This window comes from Sphingomonas sp. GM_Shp_1, from assembly GCF_026540895.1.
Taxonomy (GTDB): domain Bacteria; phylum Pseudomonadota; class Alphaproteobacteria; order Sphingomonadales; family Sphingomonadaceae; genus Sphingomonas.
The window spans coordinates 1-18737 of the sequence record NZ_JALNUR010000025.1; the positions used below are offsets into that span (position 1 = coordinate 1).

An 18737-nucleotide genomic window follows, 5' to 3' on the forward strand; every position below is an offset into this window, starting at 1 on the left:
ATCGGCCTGACCGTGCCGGTCGCCCAGAGCCTCTCCCCTCCCGCAGGCGGGAGGGGCCGGGGGAGGGGTGGCGCTGTCCCCACATACCCACGCGCGAGGAGCGCCGCATGACCCTGGGCCGCCTCAACCATATCGGCATCGCCACGCCTTCCATCGAAAAGACGGTCGAAACCTATCGTCACCTCCTCGGTGCCGACGCAATCGGCGAACCGTTCGACCTTCCGCCGCAGGGTGTGCGGGTATGCTTCATCGACGCGCCCAACACCCAGATCGAATTGATCCAGCCGCTGGACGAGACTTCGCCCATCGCCAATTTCCTGAAGAAAAACCCGGCGGGCGGGCAGCATCATCTATGCTTCGAGGTGGCCGACATGGCCGCCGCCGTCGCCGAACTCCAGGCCAAGGGCGCGACGCTGCTGGGCCAGCCGCGCATAGGCGCGCATGGCACGCCCGTCGTCTTCCTCCACCCGCGCGACATGGGCGGGGTGCTGGTCGAGCTGATGGAAACACCGGGGGAGGGGCATTGAGCGAGGCCATGCTGCGCGTAGACCGTCGGGGCGATGTCCTGATCCTGACGCTCAACCGCCCCGAGCGGCTGAACGCTGCGCCGCCTTCGCTGTTCGACGCGATCCGCGAGGCGATCGAGGAGCGTGCCGACGCTCGCGCGCTCCTGATCGCGGGTGAGGGCCGGGCCTTTTGTTCGGGCGCGGATATCTCGGGCGGCGACGTCGGACCCGACACCGTGCACCGCGCGCTGGTCGAGCATTACAATCCCGCGATGCTGGCGCTCGCCGAGCTGCCGATTCCCGTGGTCAGCGCGGTGCGCGGGGCGGCGGCGGGGATCGGGTGCAGCCTGGCGCTGGCCGCCGATTTCTGCGTCGCGAGCGAAACTGCCTATTTCCTCCACGCCTTCGTCAATATCGGGCTGGTCCCCGATGGCGGGGCGAGCTGGATGCTGCCGCGCCTGATCGGCCGGGCGCGCGCCGCCGAGATGATGATGCTGGGCGAGCGGGTTCCGGCTGCCAAGGCGCTCGACTGGGGTATGATCCACAAGGTCGTCGCCGATGATGCGCTGGATGCCGAAGCCTTTGCCCTGGCCGAGCGGCTGGCGGCGGGGCCGAGCGTGGCATTGGGACTGATGCGCCGCGCGCTCCATGCCGGATTCGAGAGCGGCTATGCCACCGCGCTGACCCGCGAGGCGGAGGATCAGCGTTCCGCCCGCGCCACCCAGGACGGCGAGGAGGGCGGCCAAGCCTTTTTCGAAAAGCGTCCGCCGCGTTTCCAGGGGCGGTAAGGGGCGGCCCCTTGCGCGCGCATGATGATTTCGCTCTAGTGAAATAAAATAAGAGTGGATTAGGAGTGGCCGATGGCCGAACGCCCCGACCTGTCTGAATGGGAAGCCCTTGCCGCCAGGGAGGTGAAGGGGCGCGACCTCGACTGGCAGACCCCCGAGGGGATCACGGTCAAGCCGCTGTACACGGCGGCGGATGTGACCACCGACCCCGGCCTGCCGGGCTTCGCACCGTTCACGCGCGGGGTTCGGGCAAGCATGTATGCGGGGCGGCCCTGGACGATCCGGCAATATGCGGGCTTCTCGACCGCCGAGGAATCGAACGCCTTCTATCGCCGCAATCTGGCGGCGGGGCAGAAGGGGCTGTCGGTCGCCTTCGATCTCGCCACCCACCGGGGCTATGACAGCGACCATCCGCGCGTGACCGGCGATGTCGGCAAGGCGGGCGTCGCGATCGACACGGTCGAGGATATGAAGATCCTGTTCGACGGCATTCCGCTGGATGCCATGTCGGTGTCGATGACGATGAACGGCGCGGTGATTCCGGTGCTGGCCTTTTTCATCGTGGCGGCGGAGGAGCAGGGGGTTCACCGATCGAAGCTGGAAGGGACCATCCAGAACGACATCCTCAAGGAGTTCATGGTCCGCAACACCTATATCTACCCGCCCGAACCCTCGATGCGGATCATCTCGGACATCTTCGCCTATACCAGCGCCGAGATGCCCAAGTTCAACAGCATCTCTATCAGCGGCTATCACATGCAAGAGGCCGGGGCGACGCAGCTCCAGGAACTGGCCTTCACCATCGCCGACGGCATGGAATATGTGAAATATGGTGTGGCGTCCGGCCTCGACATCGACAAATTCGCCGGGCGACTGTCCTTCTTTTTCGCCATCGGCATGAACTTCTTCATGGAGGTCGCCAAGCTGCGGGCCGCGCGCGTGCTGTGGCACCGGGCGATGACGCAATTGGGCGCGAAGGACGAGCGCTCCAAGATGCTGCGCACCCATTGCCAGACGTCGGGCGTGTCGCTGACCGAGCAGGATCCGTATAACAACGTCATCCGCACCACCGTCGAGGCGATGGCCGCGATGCTGGGCGGCACCCAGTCGCTCCACACCAATGCGCTGGACGAGGCGATCGCGCTCCCCACCGACTTCTCCGCCCGAATCGCGCGCAACACCCAGATCGTGTTGCAGGAAGAGACGGGGATGACACGCGTCGTCGATCCCCTGGGCGGGAGTTATTATGTCGAGAGCCTGACCCAGTCGCTGGTCGATGGTGCGTGGGAATTGATCGAACGGATCGAGGCCGAGGGTGGTATGGCCAAGGCGGTCGCGGCGGGCTGGCCCAAGGCGATGATCGAGGAAGCCGCCGCTGCACGCGCCGCCAGGGTCGACCGGGGCGAGGATGTGATCGTCGGAGTGAACACATACCGGTTGGCCGACGAGGCGCCGGTCGAGATTCTCGACATCGACAATCATGCGGTGCGCGCGGGTCAGGTCGCACGGATCGCGGCGGTGAAGGCGGCGCGGGATGAGGCGGCGGCCCAAGCGGCGCTGGATGCGCTGCGCGAGGCGGCAAAAAATCCTCCCCAAGCTCGTCTTGGGGAGGGGGGCCATCGCGCTAGCGATGGTGGAGGGGCCGGGGCTGACGGTGCTGCCCCTCCACCACCGGCTGCGCCGGCGGTCCCCCTCCCCGAGCAAGCTCAGGGAGGAATGGGGTCGAACCTGCTTGCATTGGCTGTCGAGGCGGCACGGGCGCGGGCGACTTTGGGCGAGATTTCCGCCGCGCTGGAGGATGTGTTCGGCCGCTACGGTACGCAGCCGAGCCCTGTCTCCGGCGTTTACGGCGGCGCGTACGCCGAGGACGAACGCTGGGCCCGCCTCATCCGGGGCGTCGAGGCGGTCGAACGCCGTCTCGGTCGCAAGCCCCGGCTGTTCGTCGCCAAGATGGGCCAGGACGGGCATGACCGGGGGGCGAACCTCGTATCCTCGATGTTCGGCGACCTGGGGTTCGAGGTGGTGCCCGGCCCGCTCTTCCAGACGCCCGAGGAAGCCGCGCAGATCGCGCTCACCCGCGATGTCGATGTCGTCGGCGCCTCCAGCCTCGCCGCCGGGCACAAGACGCTGATCCCCGAACTGATCGGCCATCTTCGCGAGGCGGGCCGCGCCGACATCAAGGTCATCGCGGGTGGCGTTATTCCAGCGCAGGACTATCAGGCGCTCTACGATGCCGGGGTGCAGGCGATTTTCGGCCCCGGCACCAATCTTGTGAAAGCGGCCGAGGATGTGCTGAGGCTGCTGGGACATAACATGCCGCCCGAGACGGGCGAATGACAGGACAAGACGTGATGACGACGACCACCGCGCTCCGCTCCGAGCCGACCCTGCGCACCGACTGGACCCGCGCCGAGATCGCCGCGCTGTTCGACCTGCCCTTCACCGAACTGCTGTTCCGCGCCGCCGAGGTTCACCGCGCGCATCATGCGGCGGACGAGGTGCAGCTGTGCACGCTCTGCTCGATCAAGACCGGCGGCTGCCCCGAGGATTGCGGCTACTGCTCGCAAAGCGCCTCGGCGGAGAGCGACGTGAAGGCCGAGAAGCTGATGGACGTGCAAGCGGTGCTGGCGGCGGCGGCCGAGGCCAAGGCGGCGGGGTCGCAGCGTTTCTGCATGGGCGCGGCCTGGCGGTCGCCCAAGGAGCGCGACATGGACAAGGTCGTCGCCATGGTCGAGGGGGTGAAGGCCATGGGGCTGGAGACCTGCATGACGTTGGGGATGCTTAACGCCCCCCAGGCACAGCGGCTGGCCGAGGCGGGCCTCGATTATTACAACCACAATATCGACACCTCGCCGGAAAACTACGCCAACGTCATCACGACGCGTTGCTTCGAGGACCGGCTGGAGACGCTGTCCAATGTCCGTGACGCGGGGATTTCGGTCTGCTGCGGCGGCATCGTCGGCATGGGCGAGACGCGGGGCGACCGGGTCGGCTTCGTCCATGCGCTCGCCACCTTGCCGCGCCACCCGGAAAGCGTGCCGGTCAATGCGCTGGTGCCGGTCAAGGGCACGGTGCTGGGCGACATGCTCGCCGACACGCCGCTGGCGCGGATCGACGATATCGAGTTCGTCCGCACCGTCGCGGTCGCGCGCATCACCATGCCGATGAGCATGGTCCGCCTGTCGGCCGGGCGCGAGAGCATGTCGGCGGCGACCCAGGCCTTGTGCTTCCTGGCGGGGGCGAATTCGATCTTCACCGGCGACAAGCTGCTGACCGCGGGCAATGCCGGCGACGATGCCGACGCCGCGCTGTTCACCAAGCTGGGCCTGAAGCCGATGGAAGGCGCCGAGCCGATGCGGGTCGCGGCGGAGTGATGGTGCGGCGTCGTGTCCTTCTGGGGACGGCTTTGCTGCTGGCATGGGCAGGCTATGGCTTGGTCATACTTCCGCTGGTCGACCAAGAAGCGGCGCGATGCCATCAATTTGGCGACTTGGCGGCGGAGTGTAGTGCTCCGTTCATGCTCTTTTATGGTGTCGTGACGGTGGTCTTTCTGATGGCCACTGTCACGCTTGCCCTGCTGGCAAACAGAAGCGCTGCCAAGTCCGGCGAGTGACGATCGCCGATATGCAAATTCGACACGGACCAACGACATAAAAGGAGAGGTATCCCCGTGTTCCAGAAAATCCTGATTGCCAATCGCGGGGAAATCGCATGCCGTGTGATCCGCACCGCGCGTGCGATGGGCATCGCCACCGTCGCGGTCTATTCCGACGCCGATGCGGGCGCGCCGCATGTCCGGCTGGCCGATGAGTCGGTTCGGCTCGGCCCGGCACCCGCTGCCGAGAGCTATCTCAAGGCCGAACTGATCCTCGCCGCCGCCAAGGCCACCGGCGCGGACGCCATCCATCCCGGTTACGGCTTCCTGTCCGAGCGCGAGAGTTTCGCCCGCGCCTGTGCCGAGGCGGGTGTCACGTTCATCGGCCCGCCGCCGAACGCCATCGCCGCGATGGGCGACAAGATCGAATCCAAGAAGCTGGCCAAGGCGGCGGGCGTCAATGTCGTCCCCGGCTATCTGGGCGAGATCGCCGACACTGACGAAGCGGTGCGCATCGCCAGCGAGATCGGCTTTCCCGTCATGATGAAGGCCAGCGCGGGCGGCGGCGGCAAGGGGATGCGGCTCGCCTGGAGCGAAGCGGATGTGCGCGAAGGCTTCGAGGCGACCAAGCGCGAGGGGCTGGCGAGCTTCGGGGACGACCGCGTCTTCATCGAGAAGTTCATCGAATTCCCCCGCCATATCGAGATCCAGGTGCTGGGCGATCAACATGGCAACATCGTCTATCTCGGCGAGCGCGAATGCTCGGTCCAGCGTCGCCACCAGAAGGTGGTCGAGGAAGCCCCGTCGCCCTTCGTCACCCCCGCAATGCGCCGCGCCATGGGCGAACAGGCGGTCGCGCTGGCCCGCGCGGTCGGTTATTATACCGCCGGGACTGTCGAGCTGATCGTCTCGGGCGCGGATACGACCGGCCAGAGTTTCTACTTCCTCGAGATGAACACGCGTCTCCAGGTCGAGCATCCCGTGACCGAAGAGATTACCGGCCTCGATCTGGTCGAGCAGATGATCCGCGTCGCCGCAGGGGAGCCGCTGGCTTTCACCCAGGACGACGTGACCATCACCGGCTGGGCGGTCGAGAACCGGGTCTATGCCGAAGACCCGTATCGCGGCTTCCTGCCCTCGACCGGGCGGCTGGTCCGCTACAACCCGCCCGCCGAGGAGCATGACGAAGCCCTGCGGGTGCGCGTCGATGATGGCGTGGCCGAAGGTGGCGAGGTCAGCATGTTCTACGACCCGATGATCGCCAAGCTCGTCACCTGGGCCCCGACCCGCGAAGCCGCGATCGACGCCCAGATCGCCGCGCTCGACGCCTTCGAGATTGTCGGGCCGGGGACGAATATCGACTTCCTTTCCGCCCTTATGCAGCATCCCCGCTTCCGGTCGGGCACGCTGTCGACCGGCTTCATCGCCGAGGAATATCCCGACGGTTTCCACGGCGCCCCCGCGAGCGAGGTGCTGATCCGCACCCTTGCCGCCGTCGCGGCCTTCGCCGCCACCGCCGAGGCCGACCGCGCGCGGCGGATCGACGGCCAACTCGGCCACCGGCTGGAGCCGCCCGCCGACTGGACGGTGCGGATCGGTGGGGCCGACCATCAGGTCCACGTCTCCACCGATGGCATCAGCGTCGATGGTGCAGAACTCGACCTCGCCATCGCCTATACGCCGGGCGACCGGATGATCGCCGTCGAAGATGAAGCGGGCGAGACCCTGTCGGTGCGTATCGCGAAGACCCGTACCGGCTTCCGCCTGACCACCAGAGGTGCCAGCCACATCACCCGCGTCCTCCCCGCCCGCGCCGCGCCTTACGCGCGGCACCTGATCGAGAAGGTCCCGCCCGACCTCTCCAAATTCCTGATCGCGCCGATGCCGGGCCTGCTCGTCCGCCTCGACGTGGCCGAGGGCGATACGGTGGAGGCGGGCCAGCCGCTGGCCGTCGTCGAGGCAATGAAGATGGAAAACATCCTGCGTGCCGCCGAGTCCGGCACGGTCAAGGCGATCGCCGCCAAAACCGGCGACAGCCTGGCGGTGGATGCGGTGATCCTGGAGCTGGAGTAAGGCGGCCCTCACCCTTCCGGCGCTTCGCGCCTCCCTCCCTCTCCCAGCGGGAGAGGGAAGGGGCCCGCCCGCGATAGCGGGTGGGAAGGGTGAGGGTAGTCAGGATTGCCTCAGCGCCAATATCCGCTCCGCCTCCGCCAGATGGAGACGCTCCACCATCTGACCGTCCAGCCGGATCGCGCCCAGCGCCGCTCGGGCCGGGTCCGCGAAGGCCGCGACCACGCGCTCCGCCCAGGCGATTTCCTCTTCGCGCGGGCCGAAGCCCCGGTTCGCCGCCGCGATCTGGTTGGGGTGGATCAGCGTCTTGCCGTCGAACCCCAGCCGCCGCCCGTCGGCGCATTCCGCCGCCAGCCGATCGGGCGCGTCGAGTGCGTTGCATACGCCGTCGAGCGCGATCATGCCCGCCGCGCGGGCGGCCACGACGATTTGGACGCGCAGCGGCAACAGCGCTTCGGCCGAGGGCGGGGCGGGCAGGCGCATGTCCTTGGCGAGGTCGTTGGTGCCCGCGACCAGAGCGCTCAGCCCGACCTCGCGCGCCGTCTCGGCGATGGCGGGCAGGGACAGGATGCCGCGACAGGTCTCGATCATCGCCCAGAGCGGTACGCCTGGCCCCAGCTTGGCGCGCGCGGCCTTCAGCGTCGCGACATCGTCGACCTTGGGGATCAGCACCGCCGCGGGTTGCGCGGATGCCAGCGCCGCAAGGTCGTCGGCGGCCCATTCCGTATCGAGGCCGTTGGTCCGCACAACCAGCCGCCGCTTGCCGAAGCCGCCTTCGCGTACCGCCGTCACCGCCGCGTCGCGCGCGCCGTCCTTGGCGTCAGGCGCGACCGCATCCTCCAGGTCGAGGATCACCGCATCGCTATCGAGCGTCCGCGCCTTGGCGATGGCGCGGGGGTTGGAGGCAGGGAGGAACAGGGCGCTGCGCAGGGTCATGGCCGCATCATAGTCGGCGCTGACCGCCCGCGTCACGCCTCTGGTAATTCGCGTCCGCTTTCCCATAGTGGAGGGAGTGAGGGGGAGGATCGAGATGACTGCGACGGTGCTGCTGCTGGGGCTGACGATAGTGCTTCGCCTCTGGCCGACCCTGCCTGTCAGCCGCTGGTTGGCACGGATGCTGGTCGATGCGCCCGCGCGGCGATTGCACCGGGTCGCCCCGGTGCAATGGGGCGTCATGATCCTGGGCGTGGCCCTGATCGGCCTGGCCATCTGGTTCGAGATGGACGAGATTCGGATGCTCGCCATGGCGGGCGGGTCGATGGGCGACCTCGTCATGATGGCGTCGGCGATCGAATGGGGCGGGATAGTCGAACTGGGCATGGCGGCGATATTCTCCTCCACGATGCTGTCGCGCTGGCCGGTGGTGCGGGGCTTCGTCGCCCGGCGATCCTCCCGGCGAACGGTGCGGGCGCGTCGTGCCCAGCGTCCGGCCAATGATTCCGGCGATAGCGAGGGGCAACGCTTCGCCGCCTGAGGCGGAACGAAAGCGGTGTCGCGCCGTTCACCGCTGGAATGCCTCGTGATCCGCGCCTAGCTCGAAATTTCGCGCGTTTCGCGGGGGTTGGGCTGTGCATGGCCCTGGCGGCCTGCGAGCCCGGTATCCTGAACCCCGCAGGCCCCATCGCGGCGGGCGAACGCAGCATCTTCTTCAATGCGCTGGCGGTGATGCTGGCCATTGTAGCGCCTGTGATCCTGCTGACCTTCGCCTTTGGCTGGTGGTTCCGGGCAGGCAACACCCGCGCGAAACACCTTCCCGAATGGGCCTATTCAGGGCGGCTGGAGCTGCTGGTCTGGTCGGTACCCGCGCTCGCCATCATGTTCCTGGGCGGCATCGCCTGGATCGGTAGCCATGATCTCGACCCGCCCAAGCCCATCGCCTCCCAGGCAAGGACGATGACGGTCGAGGTCGTCGCGACCGACTGGAAATGGCTGTTCCTCTATCCCGAACAGGGGATGGCGACGATCAACCGGCTGGTCGTGCCGGTCGGTACGCCGGTGAAGTTCCGCATCACCTCGGCGGGCGTGATGAACAGCTTCTTCGTGCCGCAACTGGGCAGCCAGATCTACGCCATGTCGGGGATGGACTCTACGCTGCACCTGCGTGCGGACCAGGCCGGGCGCTATCGCGGGCTGTCGGCGCATTATAGCGGGGAGGGCTTTGCCGATATGGACTTCTTCGTCGATGCGGTGCCGCAAGTGAGCTTCGACCGCTTCGTCGCGACCGCTAGGGCAGGGCAGGGCAAGACGCTCGACTGGGCCGAGTTCGTCGCCATGGCGCGGCCCAGCCGCAATGTCCGCCCCGCCAGCTACCCCCGGCTCCAGCCCGGCCTCTACGACCGGATCGTGATGAAGAACGGCGCGCCCGAGGGCGAGCAGGCCAAGGACGGGCGCGAGCAATGAGTTTCACCGGCAAGCTCGGCTGGGACTCGATCCCGTTCCACGAACCGCTGCCGCTGGTGACGGCGGCCATCATCGGCGTGGTGTTGCTGGGCGTTTTCGTCTGGGTCTGGCGGCGCGGACATCTGCCCTACTTGTGGAGCGAGTGGATCACCAGCGTCGATCACAAGCGGATCGGGGTGATGTACTGCCTGCTGGCGGGCGTGATGCTGTTGCGCGGCTTTTCCGACGCGCTGCTGATGCGCTCGCAACAGGCGCTGGCCTATAACAGCGACGGCTATCTGCCGCCGGATCATTACGACCAGATCTTCTCGGCGCATGGCACGATCATGATCTTTTTCGTGGCGATGCCGTTCATGATCGGCCTCATGAACTTCGTCGTGCCCCTGCAACTGGGCGTGCGCGATGTGGCCTTTCCGACGCTCAATTCGGTCAGCTTCTGGCTGACGTGCAGCGGCGCGCTGCTGATCAATATCAGCCTGGTCATCGGCGAGTTCGCCAAGACCGGCTGGCTGGTCTATCCGCCGCTGTCGGAGTTGCGCTTCTCGCCCGGTGTCGGCGTCGATTATTATCTCTGGGCCCTCCAGATATCGGGAATGGGGACGCTGCTGTCGGGCGTGAACCTCGTCACCACCATCCTGAAGATGCGCGCGCCCGGCATGGGCTATAGTCGGATGCCGATGTTCACCTGGACGTCGCTGGCGTCCAACCTGCTGATCGTCGCGGCCTTTCCGGTGCTGACCGCCGTTCTGGGGATGCTGATCCTCGACCGTTATCTGGGCTTTCACTTCTTCACGCCCGAGGCGGGCGGCAACCAGATGATGTTTGTCAACCTCATCTGGGCCTGGGGTCACCCGGAAGTCTATATCCTGATCCTGCCCGCCTTCGGCATCTTTTCCGAGATCATCTCGACCTTCTCGTCCAAGCCCCTGTTCGGTTATCGGTCGATGGTCATTGCGACCATGGTGATCTGCATCCTGTCCTTCATGGTCTGGCTGCACCATTTCTTCACCATGGGAGCCGGGGCGGATGTGAACGGCTTTTTCGGCATCACCACGATGATTATCGCGGTGCCGACGGGGGTGAAGGTCTTCAACTGGCTGTTCACCCTATATGGCGGGCGCATCCGCTATACGTCGATGATGCTGTGGTCGATCGGGTTCATCGTGACCTTCGTGATCGGCGGCATGACCGGCGTGATGCTGGCGGTGCCGCCCGCCGATTTCGTGCTGCACAACTCGCTGTTCCTGGTCGCGCATTTCCATAACGTCATCATCGGCGGGGTGCTGTTCGGGGCCTTTGCGGGCTTCACCTTCTGGTTTCCCAAGATGTTCGGCTTCACCCTGGACGAGACCTGGGGGAAGCGCGCCTTCTGGCTGTGGATCAGTGGCTTTTATGTCGCCTTCATGCCGCTCTATGTGCTGGGTCTGATGGGCATGACGCGGCGGATGCAGCATTATGACGTGCCCGGCTGGCATCCCTGGTTGCTGGTCGCGGGCGTCGGGGCGTTGCTGATCCTGGCCGGCATCACATGTCAGGTGATGATGCTCTATGTCTCCATCAAGACGCGCAAGGACCGGATCGACGAAAGCGGCGATCCCTGGGACGGGCGGACGCTGGAGTGGATCACCACCTCGCCGCCGCCCGCCTTCAACTTCGCGGTGCTGCCCGATGTGAAGGGCGAGGAGGCCTATTGGGGCATCAAGGCGAAGGCGCGGGAGAATCGCGCTTTGTCCGACCGCCCCGATTACGAACCCATCGAGATGCCGCGCAACTCGCCGACCGGGGTGGTCAGCGCCTTTTTCGCGACCGTGATGGGCTTTGCGCTGATCTGGCATATCTGGTGGCTGGTGATCCTGGGCTTTTTCGGCGCCTGGGGGACGTTCGTGGTCTTCGCCTGGCGCGACAAAGCCGAGTATGAGATCCCGGTCGACGAGGTCGAGCGGCTGGACCAGGCGCGCAGGCGGAGCAAGGCTACCCTGCTCGACCTGCCCGAAGAGGCGCTGTCATGAGCCAGGCCGCGCAGACGCACGATCCCAACAAGCTGGGCCGCGCCGCCGAGCCCAATCCGGACGGCCCCGCGCCCAAGCGGATCGTGGTGTCCTATGGCTTCTGGATCTTCCTGCTGTCGGACTTCATCCTGTTCGCCTGTTTCTTCGCCGGTTACGCGGTGTTGAAGGATGCGACGGCCGGCGGGCCTTCGGGCAAGGATCTGTTCGAGCTGAAGCTGGTCGAGACGGAGACGGTGCTGCTGCTCCTATCCAGCTTCGCCTGCGGTCTGGCGGGGATCGCGACGCTGGCGCGCGACATGCGCTGGTTCCAGATCGCGATGGCGGCGACCGGCTTGCTGGGCGCGGGATTCCTGGCGCTGGAGACCTATGAGTTCCTTCACCTGATCGGCGAAGGGGCGGGGCCGGGGCGGAGTGCGTTCCTGTCGGCCTTCTTCGCGCTGGTCGGGTGTCATGGGCTGCACGTCACGCTGGGGCTGCTCTGGCTGACGACGATGATGGCGCAGGCCTGGGCCAAGGGATTTCGCGAGGATATCCTGCGCCGCATCCTGTGCTTCAGCCTGTTCTGGCACGCGCTCGACATCATCTGGGTGGCGCTGTTCACCATGGTCTATCTGATGGGAGTGCGTGGATGAGCGAGCGCCCCGACGAGGAAATGGCCCGCGACGAAACCGCGCCGGGCGAACAGACCGAGAAGGACTCGATCGTCGGCGGCGTACGCAGCTATGTCGTCGGCCTGATCGCGGCGGCGATCCTGACGGCGGCGTCCTTCGCGCTGGTTCAGTTCGACATCGTCTGGGGGCCCGCCGTGCCCGCCGCTTTGGTGGCGCTGGCCATCGGGCAGATGGGGGTGCATCTGGTGTTCTTCCTGCACATCACGACCGGGCCGGACAATAGCAACAATGTGCTGGCGCTGTTGTTCGGGGTGCTGATCGTGGCGCTGGTGCTGCTGGGGTCGATCTGGATCATGGGGCATCTGAACCATAATCTGATGGGGCCGATGGCGACGCCGTAGCCATGACTTTAAGCCCCTCCCCTGAAGGGGAGGGGAGCGTTCATATCCCGCTTTGTATGGCGTCGCCTCGGATGGCGGAAACGCCGCGCTTCCGGTCGAAGCGGAGGATCAGGCTCTCGTCGCCGAGCGACAAGTGCAGCGCGAAGCCGTCGCCGTTCCAATCACCCGGCGTCATCGGATCGCCGGACACAGTGCGCCACTCGGCATCGGCGAGCCACTCCGTCCAGTCGATGGGCGTATCCCGGCGGAATCGGCCGAGCCAGGCGACGAAATCCTCCAGCGCTTCGTCCCTGTTTTTCCAGTCGAGCCAGGTCGTGTCGTTGTCCTGTGCATAGCCATTGTTGTTGCCCCGCTGGCTGCGGCCGAACTCGTCGCCTGCGGTCAGCATCGGAGTGCCGCGCGACAGGAATAGCGTGGCGAGCATCGCGCGGACCGACGCGTTGCGGGCCGTCAGGATCGCGGCATCGTCCGTCGGCCCTTCCTGCCCATGGTTCCACGACACCTCGTCGCCATGTCCGTCGCGATTGTCCTCGCCATTGGCATGGTTGTGCCGCCCGGCATAGGCGACCATGTCCGCCAGAGTGAAGCCGTCATGAGCTGCGACGAAATTGACCGAGCGGCTGGTGGCGCTGGCGAACACATCCGCCGAGCCCGCGATCCGCGTCGCCAGATCGCCCGCCCGCCCGTCGCCGCGCCAGAAGCGGCGGACCTGATCGCGATAGCGGTCGTTCCACTCCAGCCAATGGTCGGGAAATTGCCCCAGTTGATAACCGCCGGGGCCGATGTCCCAAGGCTCGGCGATCATGACCCGGCTCGACAGGATCGGATCGGCGGCGATCTCGGCGAAGATGGGCGCTTGGCGGTCGAAGCCCGGCCCGCGCGCGAGCACCGGCGCCAGATCGAAACGAAAACCATCCACGCCCGCCCGCGCGAAGTGGCGCAAGCTGTCCAGGATCATCGCGCGCACAGCCGGGCGGCTGGCGTCGACGGTGTTGCCCGTGCCCGCATCGTTGATGAGCGTACCATCGTTCGTCCGCGCATAGCCGTCCGGGTCGAGCCCCCGAAAGGACAGGGTGCCGCCCTGCACGTCGCTCTCGCCCATATGGTTGAAGACCAGGTCCAGGATGACGCCGATCCCCGCCTCGCGCAGCGCCGCGACGGTGGCGACCAGCTCGGCGACGCCGCCCGGCACCCGCTCCGGGCAGAGTGCCATCGGCACGACCGGGTTATAGCCCCAGGCGTTTCGCAAACCCAGTGGTGGCAGATGGCGCTCGTCGATCGCGGCGGTGATCGGCATCAACTCGACCGCGCCGACGCCCAGCTTTTGCAGATGCGCGACGATCGCCGGATGGGCGAGCGCGGCCAGCGTCCCGCGCTGTTCGGGGGGAATGGCGGGATGGCGCATGGTAAAGCCGTGCACATTGAGCTCGTAGATCAACCCGCCTGGGCGGAAGAGCGGCGGGGCGGGGGTGGCGGTCAGCGGCGCGACGGCACGCGCTCGCGGAACGATATCGGCGGTGTCCTCGCCGTAAATGCCAAGGCGGGGGGACTGGACGAAGGGGCGGTCGAGCTCCAGCGCATAAGGGTCGACCAGCAGCTTGGCGGGGTCGAACCACAGGTTGCGGGCAGGGTCGTATCCGCCGTGTGCGCGATAGCCGTAGAGATGGCCGCTGCCGGGGACAATGGCGCTCCACACATCGCCGTCGCGGGTCATGGTTATGCGGTGTTCGTCTGCGCTGTCGAACAGGCACAATTCCACCCGCTCGGCAGTCGAGCGCACGGCAAAACGGGTGCCACCGGAGACGGGTGCGGCGCCGCGGGACGGGGGAGGCTGATTCGTCATGGCCCCAGCATCGCAATTCCTCCCCTGGAAGGGGAGGTGGCATCGCGTGAGCGATGACGGAGGGGTGTCACGGCCAGCGGGGACACCCCCCCACCACGGCTTCGCCGCGGTCCCCCTCCCCTTGCAGGGGAGGAATTTCCGTGGGTTACGTCACCACATCGGGTTCGGTGCGCCCGGTATGCTGGGTGATGCCCGCAATTTCGTCCGCCGCCGCGATGATGTCGGCGAGCATCTCGGGCGTCTCGCGGTCCAACTCGTCGGCCGAGTAACGCTCCAGATAGACGCGCAGGGTCGCGCCGCTGGTGCCGGTGCCCGACAGGCGGAACACCACCCGGCTGCCGCCCACGAACAGCACACGGATGCCCTGGTTGCGGCTGACCGACTGATCGGTCGGGTCGGTATAGGCGAAGTCGTCCGCCGTCTCGACCGTCAGCCCTGCAAAGCTCTCGCCCGGCAGGGTCGCGAGCTTGCCGCGCAGGTCCGCCATCAACGCGTCGGCCCGCTCGCTCTCGACGCCCTCATAATCGTGGCGCGCATAATAATTGCGGCCATAGGTCGCCCAGTGGTCGCGCGCGATCTGATCGACCGACTTGCCCGAGGCGGCGAGGATGTTGAGCCAGAGCAGCACCGCCCACAACCCATCCTTCTCGCGCACATGGTCCGATCCGGTGCCCGCGCTCTCTTCGCCGCAGATCGTCGCCATCCCCGCATCGAGCAAATTGCCGAAGAACTTCCACCCCGTAGGCGTTTCGTAAGCGGGAATGCCCAGCTTCTCGGCGACCCGGTCGGCGGCGGCGCTGGTCGGCATGGAACGGGCGATGCCCTTCAGGCCACCTGCATAAGCGGGCGCGAGATGCGCATTGGCCGCCAGCATCGCCAGGCTGTCCGACGGCGTGATGAAGCGCCCGCGCCCGATGATCAGGTTGCGGTCGCCGTCCCCGTCCGAGGCCGCGCCGAAATCGGGTGCGTCCGGGGCCATCATCCGGTCGTACAGGTCCTTGGCATGGACCAGATTGGGGTCGGGATGATGCCCGCCGAAATCGGGGAGCGGGGTGCCGTTCTTCACGGTGCCCGGCGCGAAGCCCAGCCGGTTCTCCAGGATCTCGGTCGCGTAAGGGCCGGTGACGGCGCTCATCGCGTCGAATGACATGGTGAAGCCACCCTCGACCGCACGTCGGATGGCGGCGAAGTCGAACAGGCTCTCCATCAGCGTGGCATAGTCGGCGACGGAGTCGATCACCTCGACGATCATGCCGTTGCCGACCGTAATGCCGCCCAGCGTGTCGAGGTCGATGTCCTCGGCCTCGATGGTCAGCCAGCGGCTGATCGACTTGGTGTTGGCATGGATGGCGTCGGTCACTTTCTCCGGCGCGGGGCCGCCATTGGAGATGTTGTACTTGATGCCGAAATCCTCATCGGGCCCGCCCGGATTGTGGCTGGCCGACAGGACCAGGCCGCCCAGCGCCCCCCGCTGGCGGATCACGTTGCTGGCCGCCGGGGTCGACAGGATGCCGCCCTGGCCGACCACGACGCGGGCAAAGCCGTTCGCCGCCGCCATGCGGATCGCGACCTGGATCACCTCGCGGTTCAGGAAGCGGCCATCGCCGCCGATGACCAACGTTTCGCCGGTCTTCTCGTCGCCCAGCGCGTCGAACACCGACTGGATGAAATTCTCGGCATAATTGGGCTGCTGAAAGACCCGGACCTTCTTGCGCAGGCCGGAGGTGCCCGGCTTCTGGTCCAGATAGGGCTGCGTTTCGACCGTCTTGATCATGTGTCCCCCAGAACGGATCGGTAGAGTTCGGCATAGTGGCGGCCGCTATGGTGCCAGCTATAGTCGGCGTTCATGCCATTGATCTGCATGGTCCGCCATTGGTCTGCATCGCCATATAGTCTCATTGTGCGACGCAGCACGGCGATAATATTGTCGGTGGTGACATTGTCGAACTGCAACCCGGTCGCCACGCCCGTGGCGAGTGCGGCCTCGTTGGCGTCGATGATCGTGTCGGCCAGCCCACCGGTCCGCGCGACCACGGGCACGCAGCCATAGGCCAGGCCGTAAAGCTGGGTCAGCCCGCACGGCTCGAACCGCGAGGGGATCAGGATCGCGTCGCATCCGCCCTGAAGCAGATGCGAAACCGGCTCGTCATAACCGATCCGCACCGCCACGCGCCCCGGATGGCGAAGGGCGGCGGTGGCGAAGGCGATCTCCAGCGCCGGATCGCCCGTGCCCAGCACCACCAGCCGCCCGCCCAAGGCCACGAGATCGTCCACCACCTCGACCAGCACGTCCATGCCCTTTTGCCAGGTCAGGCGGCTGATGACGGTGAAGATCGGGCTGTCGTCCTCGTCCAGCCCAAACGCCTTTTCCACCGCGCGCTTGTTGGCGAGGCGATCGTCCAGCGTGTCGACGGTGAAGGCGGCGGGCAGGGCGGCATCGGCCTTGGGGCTCCAGATGGCGGGGTCGATGCCGTTGACGATACCGCTGACGCACTCGGCGCGGGCGGCGATCAGCCCTTCCAGGCCCATGCCATATTGGGGGCGGTGGATTTCCTCGGCGTAAGTGGGGCTGACCGTGGTGATCGCGTCGGCGGTGCGCAGGCCCGCCTTCAGATAGCCGATCTGGCCATAATATTCGACACCGTCCACCGACCATGCCTCGGGGGGCAGGCCGAGATCGGGGAAATGATGCGCCGCGAACGATCCCTGGAAGGCGATATTGTGGATGGTGACGATGCTCTTGGCGACCTTGCCGGGGCCGGGCGCATAATGGAGAAAGGCGGGGGCGAGCGCCGCCTGCCAGTCATGCGCGTGGAGCAGGTCGAACTCATAACCCGGCACCGCGCCGGAGGCGAGGTCGGCCCCGGCGCGCGCCAGCACCGCGAAGCGCCGCCAATTGTCGGGCCAGTCGTTGCCGGCGGTATCGACATAGGGAAGCCCGTCGCGTTCCCATAGCTGCGGCGCGTCGATCACCAGCAACCGGTGCGTCCCGATCATCGCCTCGCGCAGCCACGCCTCGGTGCCGATGATGTGCGGAAAGTGGTGGACACGCGGAGCGTCGCCGATCGCCCGCATCACCTTCGGGAAACCCGGGATCAGCGTGGTGACGGCGATATCGTGCGGGGCCAGCGCTTCGGGCAGCGCACCCACGACATCGGCCAGCCCCCCGGTCTTGATGAGCGGGAAGGCTTCGGAAGCGACGGACAGGACGGAGAGGGTCATGGTGTCTTTCAGTGGGCCAGGCGATCGATCATCGGCTGGGTGATCAGGCAGATGCCCTTGTCGGTGCGCCGGAAACGATGGCCGTCGAGCACGGGATCGTCGCCGACCACCAGCCCGTCGGGAATCTTCACGCCGCGATCCAGGATCACGCGCCGCAACCGCGCGCCGCGTCCGATCTGGCAGAAGGGCAGGACCACCGCCTCGTCCAGCATCGCGAAGCTATGGGTGCGGACCCCCGTCGACAGCAGCGAGCGGTGGATGGAGGAGCCGGAGACGATGCAGTCGCCCGCGACCAGGCTGGCCACCGCCGATCCGCGCCGCCCGTCCACGTCATGGACGAACTTGGCCGGGGGCGTGATCTCGGCATAGGTCCAGAGCGGCCAACTGCGGTCGTACAGGTCGAGCTGCGGCACCACGTCGGTCAGGTCGAGGCTCGCCTCCCAATAGGCATCGACCGTGCCGACATCGCGCCAATAGGCGCCGGGCTCGTCATGCGAGCGGACGCAGGAGGCGGAGAAGCGGTGCGCCTGGGCTTTGCCGTGCTGAACCAGATAGGGGATGATGTCCTTGCCGAAGTCGCGGGAGGAGCCCGGCGTCTCGGCATCGCGGCGCAGCTGCTCGAACAGGAAGGACGTGCGGAAGACATAGATGCCCAGCGACGCCAGTGCCACGTCCGGATTGCCGGGGATGGAGGGCGGATCGGCGGGCTTCTCGACGAAATCAACGATGCGGTCGGTCTCATCGACATGCATCACGCCGAACGCGCTGGCCTCGGCGCGGGTGACCTCCAGACAGGCGACGGTGACGTCGGCGCCGCTGTCGCAATGCTGCTGGAGCATCAGTTCATAGTCCATCTTGTAGACATGGTCCCCCGCCAGGATGACCATGAATTCGGGCGCATAGCTCTCGATGATGTCGATATTCTGAAAGACGGCGTCGGCGGTGCCCTCATACCATTGGAATTCGCTGATCCGCTGGCTGGCGGGCAGGATGTCGAAGCTTTCGTTGCGTTCGTCGCGCAGGAAGTTCCAGCCGCGCTGCAGGTGGCGGATCAGCGAGTGCGCCTTGTACTGGGTCGCCACGCCGATGCGGCGGATGCCGGAGTTGATCGCGTTGGACAAGGCGAAGTCGATGATCCGCGCCTTGCCGCCGAAATAGACGGCGGGCTTGGCGCGGGTGTCGGTCATCTCCATCAGGCGACTGCCACGGCCGCCCGCCAGCACATAGGCCATGGCATCGCGCGCCAGCGGTTGTCCGCGCCTCAGGTCCATCGTCCGTCTCCTGTCCGTGTG

Annotated in this window: 16 protein-coding genes; 11 read left to right on the plus strand and 5 right to left on the minus strand. The window is 66.6% G+C overall.

Features of this window, described 5'->3' with window-relative positions; translation table 11 throughout:
- The first annotated feature begins 107 nt into the window (after nt 1-107).
- The 6 genes from mce (at nt 108) to OXQ33_RS12735 (ending at nt 6962) form a co-directional block, all read left to right on the plus strand.
- Entirely contained in the window at nt 108-527 is a 420-nt protein-coding gene (gene mce / locus OXQ33_RS12710; protein WP_267435066.1) for a methylmalonyl-CoA epimerase, read from the plus strand.
- An 8-nt stretch (nt 528-535) separates the two neighbouring features.
- Nucleotides 536-1294 carry an enoyl-CoA hydratase-related protein gene (locus OXQ33_RS12715; RefSeq protein ID WP_267435067.1) on the plus strand — a complete coding sequence of 253 codons (759 nt, stop codon included), beginning with the start codon at nt 536-538 and terminating at the stop codon, nt 1292-1294.
- A 72-nt stretch (nt 1295-1366) separates the two neighbouring features.
- Nucleotides 1367-3631, plus strand: a complete 2265-nt coding sequence (gene scpA / locus OXQ33_RS12720; protein ID WP_267435068.1) for a methylmalonyl-CoA mutase — start codon at nt 1367-1369, stop codon at nt 3629-3631.
- 14 nt (nt 3632-3645) lie between these two features.
- Complete coding sequence (bioB, locus tag OXQ33_RS12725) at nt 3646-4668, plus strand: biotin synthase BioB (protein WP_267435069.1); 1023 nt, start codon at nt 3646-3648, stop codon at nt 4666-4668.
- Nucleotides 4668-4907 (plus strand): hypothetical protein, encoded by a 240-nt coding sequence (locus OXQ33_RS12730; RefSeq protein WP_267435070.1) that lies wholly within the window; start codon nt 4668-4670, stop codon nt 4905-4907. The genes bioB and OXQ33_RS12730 overlap by 1 nt, the downstream gene beginning before the upstream one ends.
- 57 nt (nt 4908-4964) lie before the next feature.
- On the plus strand, nt 4965-6962 hold the full coding sequence (locus OXQ33_RS12735; RefSeq protein WP_267435071.1) for an acetyl/propionyl/methylcrotonyl-CoA carboxylase subunit alpha: 1998 nt from the start codon (nt 4965-4967) through the stop codon (nt 6960-6962).
- Between the two features lie 99 nt (nt 6963-7061).
- Here the strand turns inward: OXQ33_RS12735 and OXQ33_RS12740 are convergent, their stop codons facing one another.
- On the minus strand, nt 7062-7895 hold the full coding sequence (locus tag OXQ33_RS12740; protein WP_267435107.1) for a CoA ester lyase: 834 nt from the start codon (nt 7893-7895) through the stop codon (nt 7062-7064).
- A gap of 94 nt (nt 7896-7989) precedes the next feature.
- Here OXQ33_RS12740 and OXQ33_RS12745 point away from each other — a divergent pair, with 94 nt between their 5' ends.
- The 5 genes from OXQ33_RS12745 (at nt 7990) to cyoD (ending at nt 12380) form a co-directional block, all read left to right on the plus strand.
- Entirely contained in the window at nt 7990-8433 is a 444-nt protein-coding gene (locus OXQ33_RS12745) for a hypothetical protein (RefSeq protein WP_267435072.1), read from the plus strand.
- A gap of 98 nt (nt 8434-8531) precedes the next feature.
- Nucleotides 8532-9359 (plus strand): ubiquinol oxidase subunit II, encoded by an 828-nt coding sequence (cyoA, locus tag OXQ33_RS12750; RefSeq protein WP_267435073.1) that lies wholly within the window; start codon nt 8532-8534, stop codon nt 9357-9359.
- Complete coding sequence (gene cyoB / locus OXQ33_RS12755; RefSeq protein ID WP_267435074.1) at nt 9356-11368, plus strand: cytochrome o ubiquinol oxidase subunit I; 2013 nt, start codon at nt 9356-9358, stop codon at nt 11366-11368. The genes cyoA and cyoB overlap by 4 nt, the downstream gene beginning before the upstream one ends.
- Nucleotides 11365-12000, plus strand: coding sequence for a cytochrome (ubi)quinol oxidase subunit III (locus OXQ33_RS12760; protein ID WP_267435075.1), 636 nt, complete (start codon nt 11365-11367; stop codon nt 11998-12000). Before cyoB ends, OXQ33_RS12760 begins: the two co-directional genes overlap by 4 nt.
- Nucleotides 11997-12380 (plus strand): cytochrome o ubiquinol oxidase subunit IV, encoded by a 384-nt coding sequence (cyoD, locus tag OXQ33_RS12765; protein WP_267435076.1) that lies wholly within the window; start codon nt 11997-11999, stop codon nt 12378-12380. Before OXQ33_RS12760 ends, cyoD begins: the two co-directional genes overlap by 4 nt.
- A 40-nt stretch (nt 12381-12420) precedes the next feature.
- On the opposite strand, the gene glgX is transcribed toward cyoD, so the two are convergent.
- From glgX to glgC, 4 genes are all read right to left on the minus strand, one after another.
- Nucleotides 12421-14223, minus strand: coding sequence for a glycogen debranching protein GlgX (gene glgX / locus OXQ33_RS12770; RefSeq protein ID WP_267435077.1), 1803 nt, complete (start codon nt 14221-14223; stop codon nt 12421-12423).
- A 145-nt stretch (nt 14224-14368) separates the two neighbouring features.
- A complete protein-coding gene (locus OXQ33_RS12775; protein WP_267435078.1) occupies nt 14369-15997 on the minus strand; it encodes an alpha-D-glucose phosphate-specific phosphoglucomutase in 1629 nt (542 codons plus the stop codon).
- Nucleotides 15994-17445 carry a glycogen synthase GlgA gene (glgA, locus tag OXQ33_RS12780; RefSeq protein WP_267435079.1) on the minus strand — a complete coding sequence of 484 codons (1452 nt, stop codon included), beginning with the start codon at nt 17443-17445 and terminating at the stop codon, nt 15994-15996. The genes OXQ33_RS12775 and glgA overlap by 4 nt, the downstream gene beginning before the upstream one ends.
- 8 nt (nt 17446-17453) lie before the next feature.
- A complete protein-coding gene (glgC, locus tag OXQ33_RS12785) occupies nt 17454-18716 on the minus strand; it encodes a glucose-1-phosphate adenylyltransferase (RefSeq protein ID WP_267435080.1) in 1263 nt (420 codons plus the stop codon).
- Nucleotides 18717-18737 lie beyond the last annotated feature (21 nt).

Excerpts from the sequence above, each read along its gene's own strand:
- cyoD (WP_267435076.1), top strand. The coding sequence starts at position 11,997 with ATGAGCGAGCGCCCCGACGAGGAAATGGCCCGCGACGAAACCGCGCCG.
- bioB (WP_267435069.1), top strand. The coding sequence starts at position 3,646 with ATGACGACGACCACCGCGCTCCGCTCCGAGCCGACCCTGCGCACCGAC.
- cyoA (WP_267435073.1), top strand. The coding sequence starts at position 8,532 with ATGGCCCTGGCGGCCTGCGAGCCCGGTATCCTGAACCCCGCAGGCCCC.
- cyoB (WP_267435074.1), top strand. The coding sequence starts at position 9,356 with ATGAGTTTCACCGGCAAGCTCGGCTGGGACTCGATCCCGTTCCACGAA.
- scpA (WP_267435068.1), top strand. The coding sequence starts at position 1,367 with ATGGCCGAACGCCCCGACCTGTCTGAATGGGAAGCCCTTGCCGCCAGG.
- OXQ33_RS12775 (WP_267435078.1), bottom strand. The coding sequence starts at position 15,997 with ATGATCAAGACGGTCGAAACGCAGCCCTATCTGGACCAGAAGCCGGGC.
- glgX (WP_267435077.1), bottom strand. The coding sequence starts at position 14,223 with ATGACGAATCAGCCTCCCCCGTCCCGCGGCGCCGCACCCGTCTCCGGT.
- OXQ33_RS12760 (WP_267435075.1), top strand. The coding sequence starts at position 11,365 with ATGAGCCAGGCCGCGCAGACGCACGATCCCAACAAGCTGGGCCGCGCC.
- OXQ33_RS12730 (WP_267435070.1), top strand. The coding sequence starts at position 4,668 with ATGGTGCGGCGTCGTGTCCTTCTGGGGACGGCTTTGCTGCTGGCATGG.
- glgC (WP_267435080.1), bottom strand. The coding sequence starts at position 18,716 with ATGGACCTGAGGCGCGGACAACCGCTGGCGCGCGATGCCATGGCCTAT.
- OXQ33_RS12740 (WP_267435107.1), bottom strand. The coding sequence starts at position 7,895 with ATGACCCTGCGCAGCGCCCTGTTCCTCCCTGCCTCCAACCCCCGCGCC.
- glgA (WP_267435079.1), bottom strand. The coding sequence starts at position 17,445 with ATGACCCTCTCCGTCCTGTCCGTCGCTTCCGAAGCCTTCCCGCTCATC.
- OXQ33_RS12745 (WP_267435072.1), top strand. The coding sequence starts at position 7,990 with ATGACTGCGACGGTGCTGCTGCTGGGGCTGACGATAGTGCTTCGCCTC.
- mce (WP_267435066.1), top strand. The coding sequence starts at position 108 with ATGACCCTGGGCCGCCTCAACCATATCGGCATCGCCACGCCTTCCATC.
- OXQ33_RS12715 (WP_267435067.1), top strand. The coding sequence starts at position 536 with ATGCTGCGCGTAGACCGTCGGGGCGATGTCCTGATCCTGACGCTCAAC.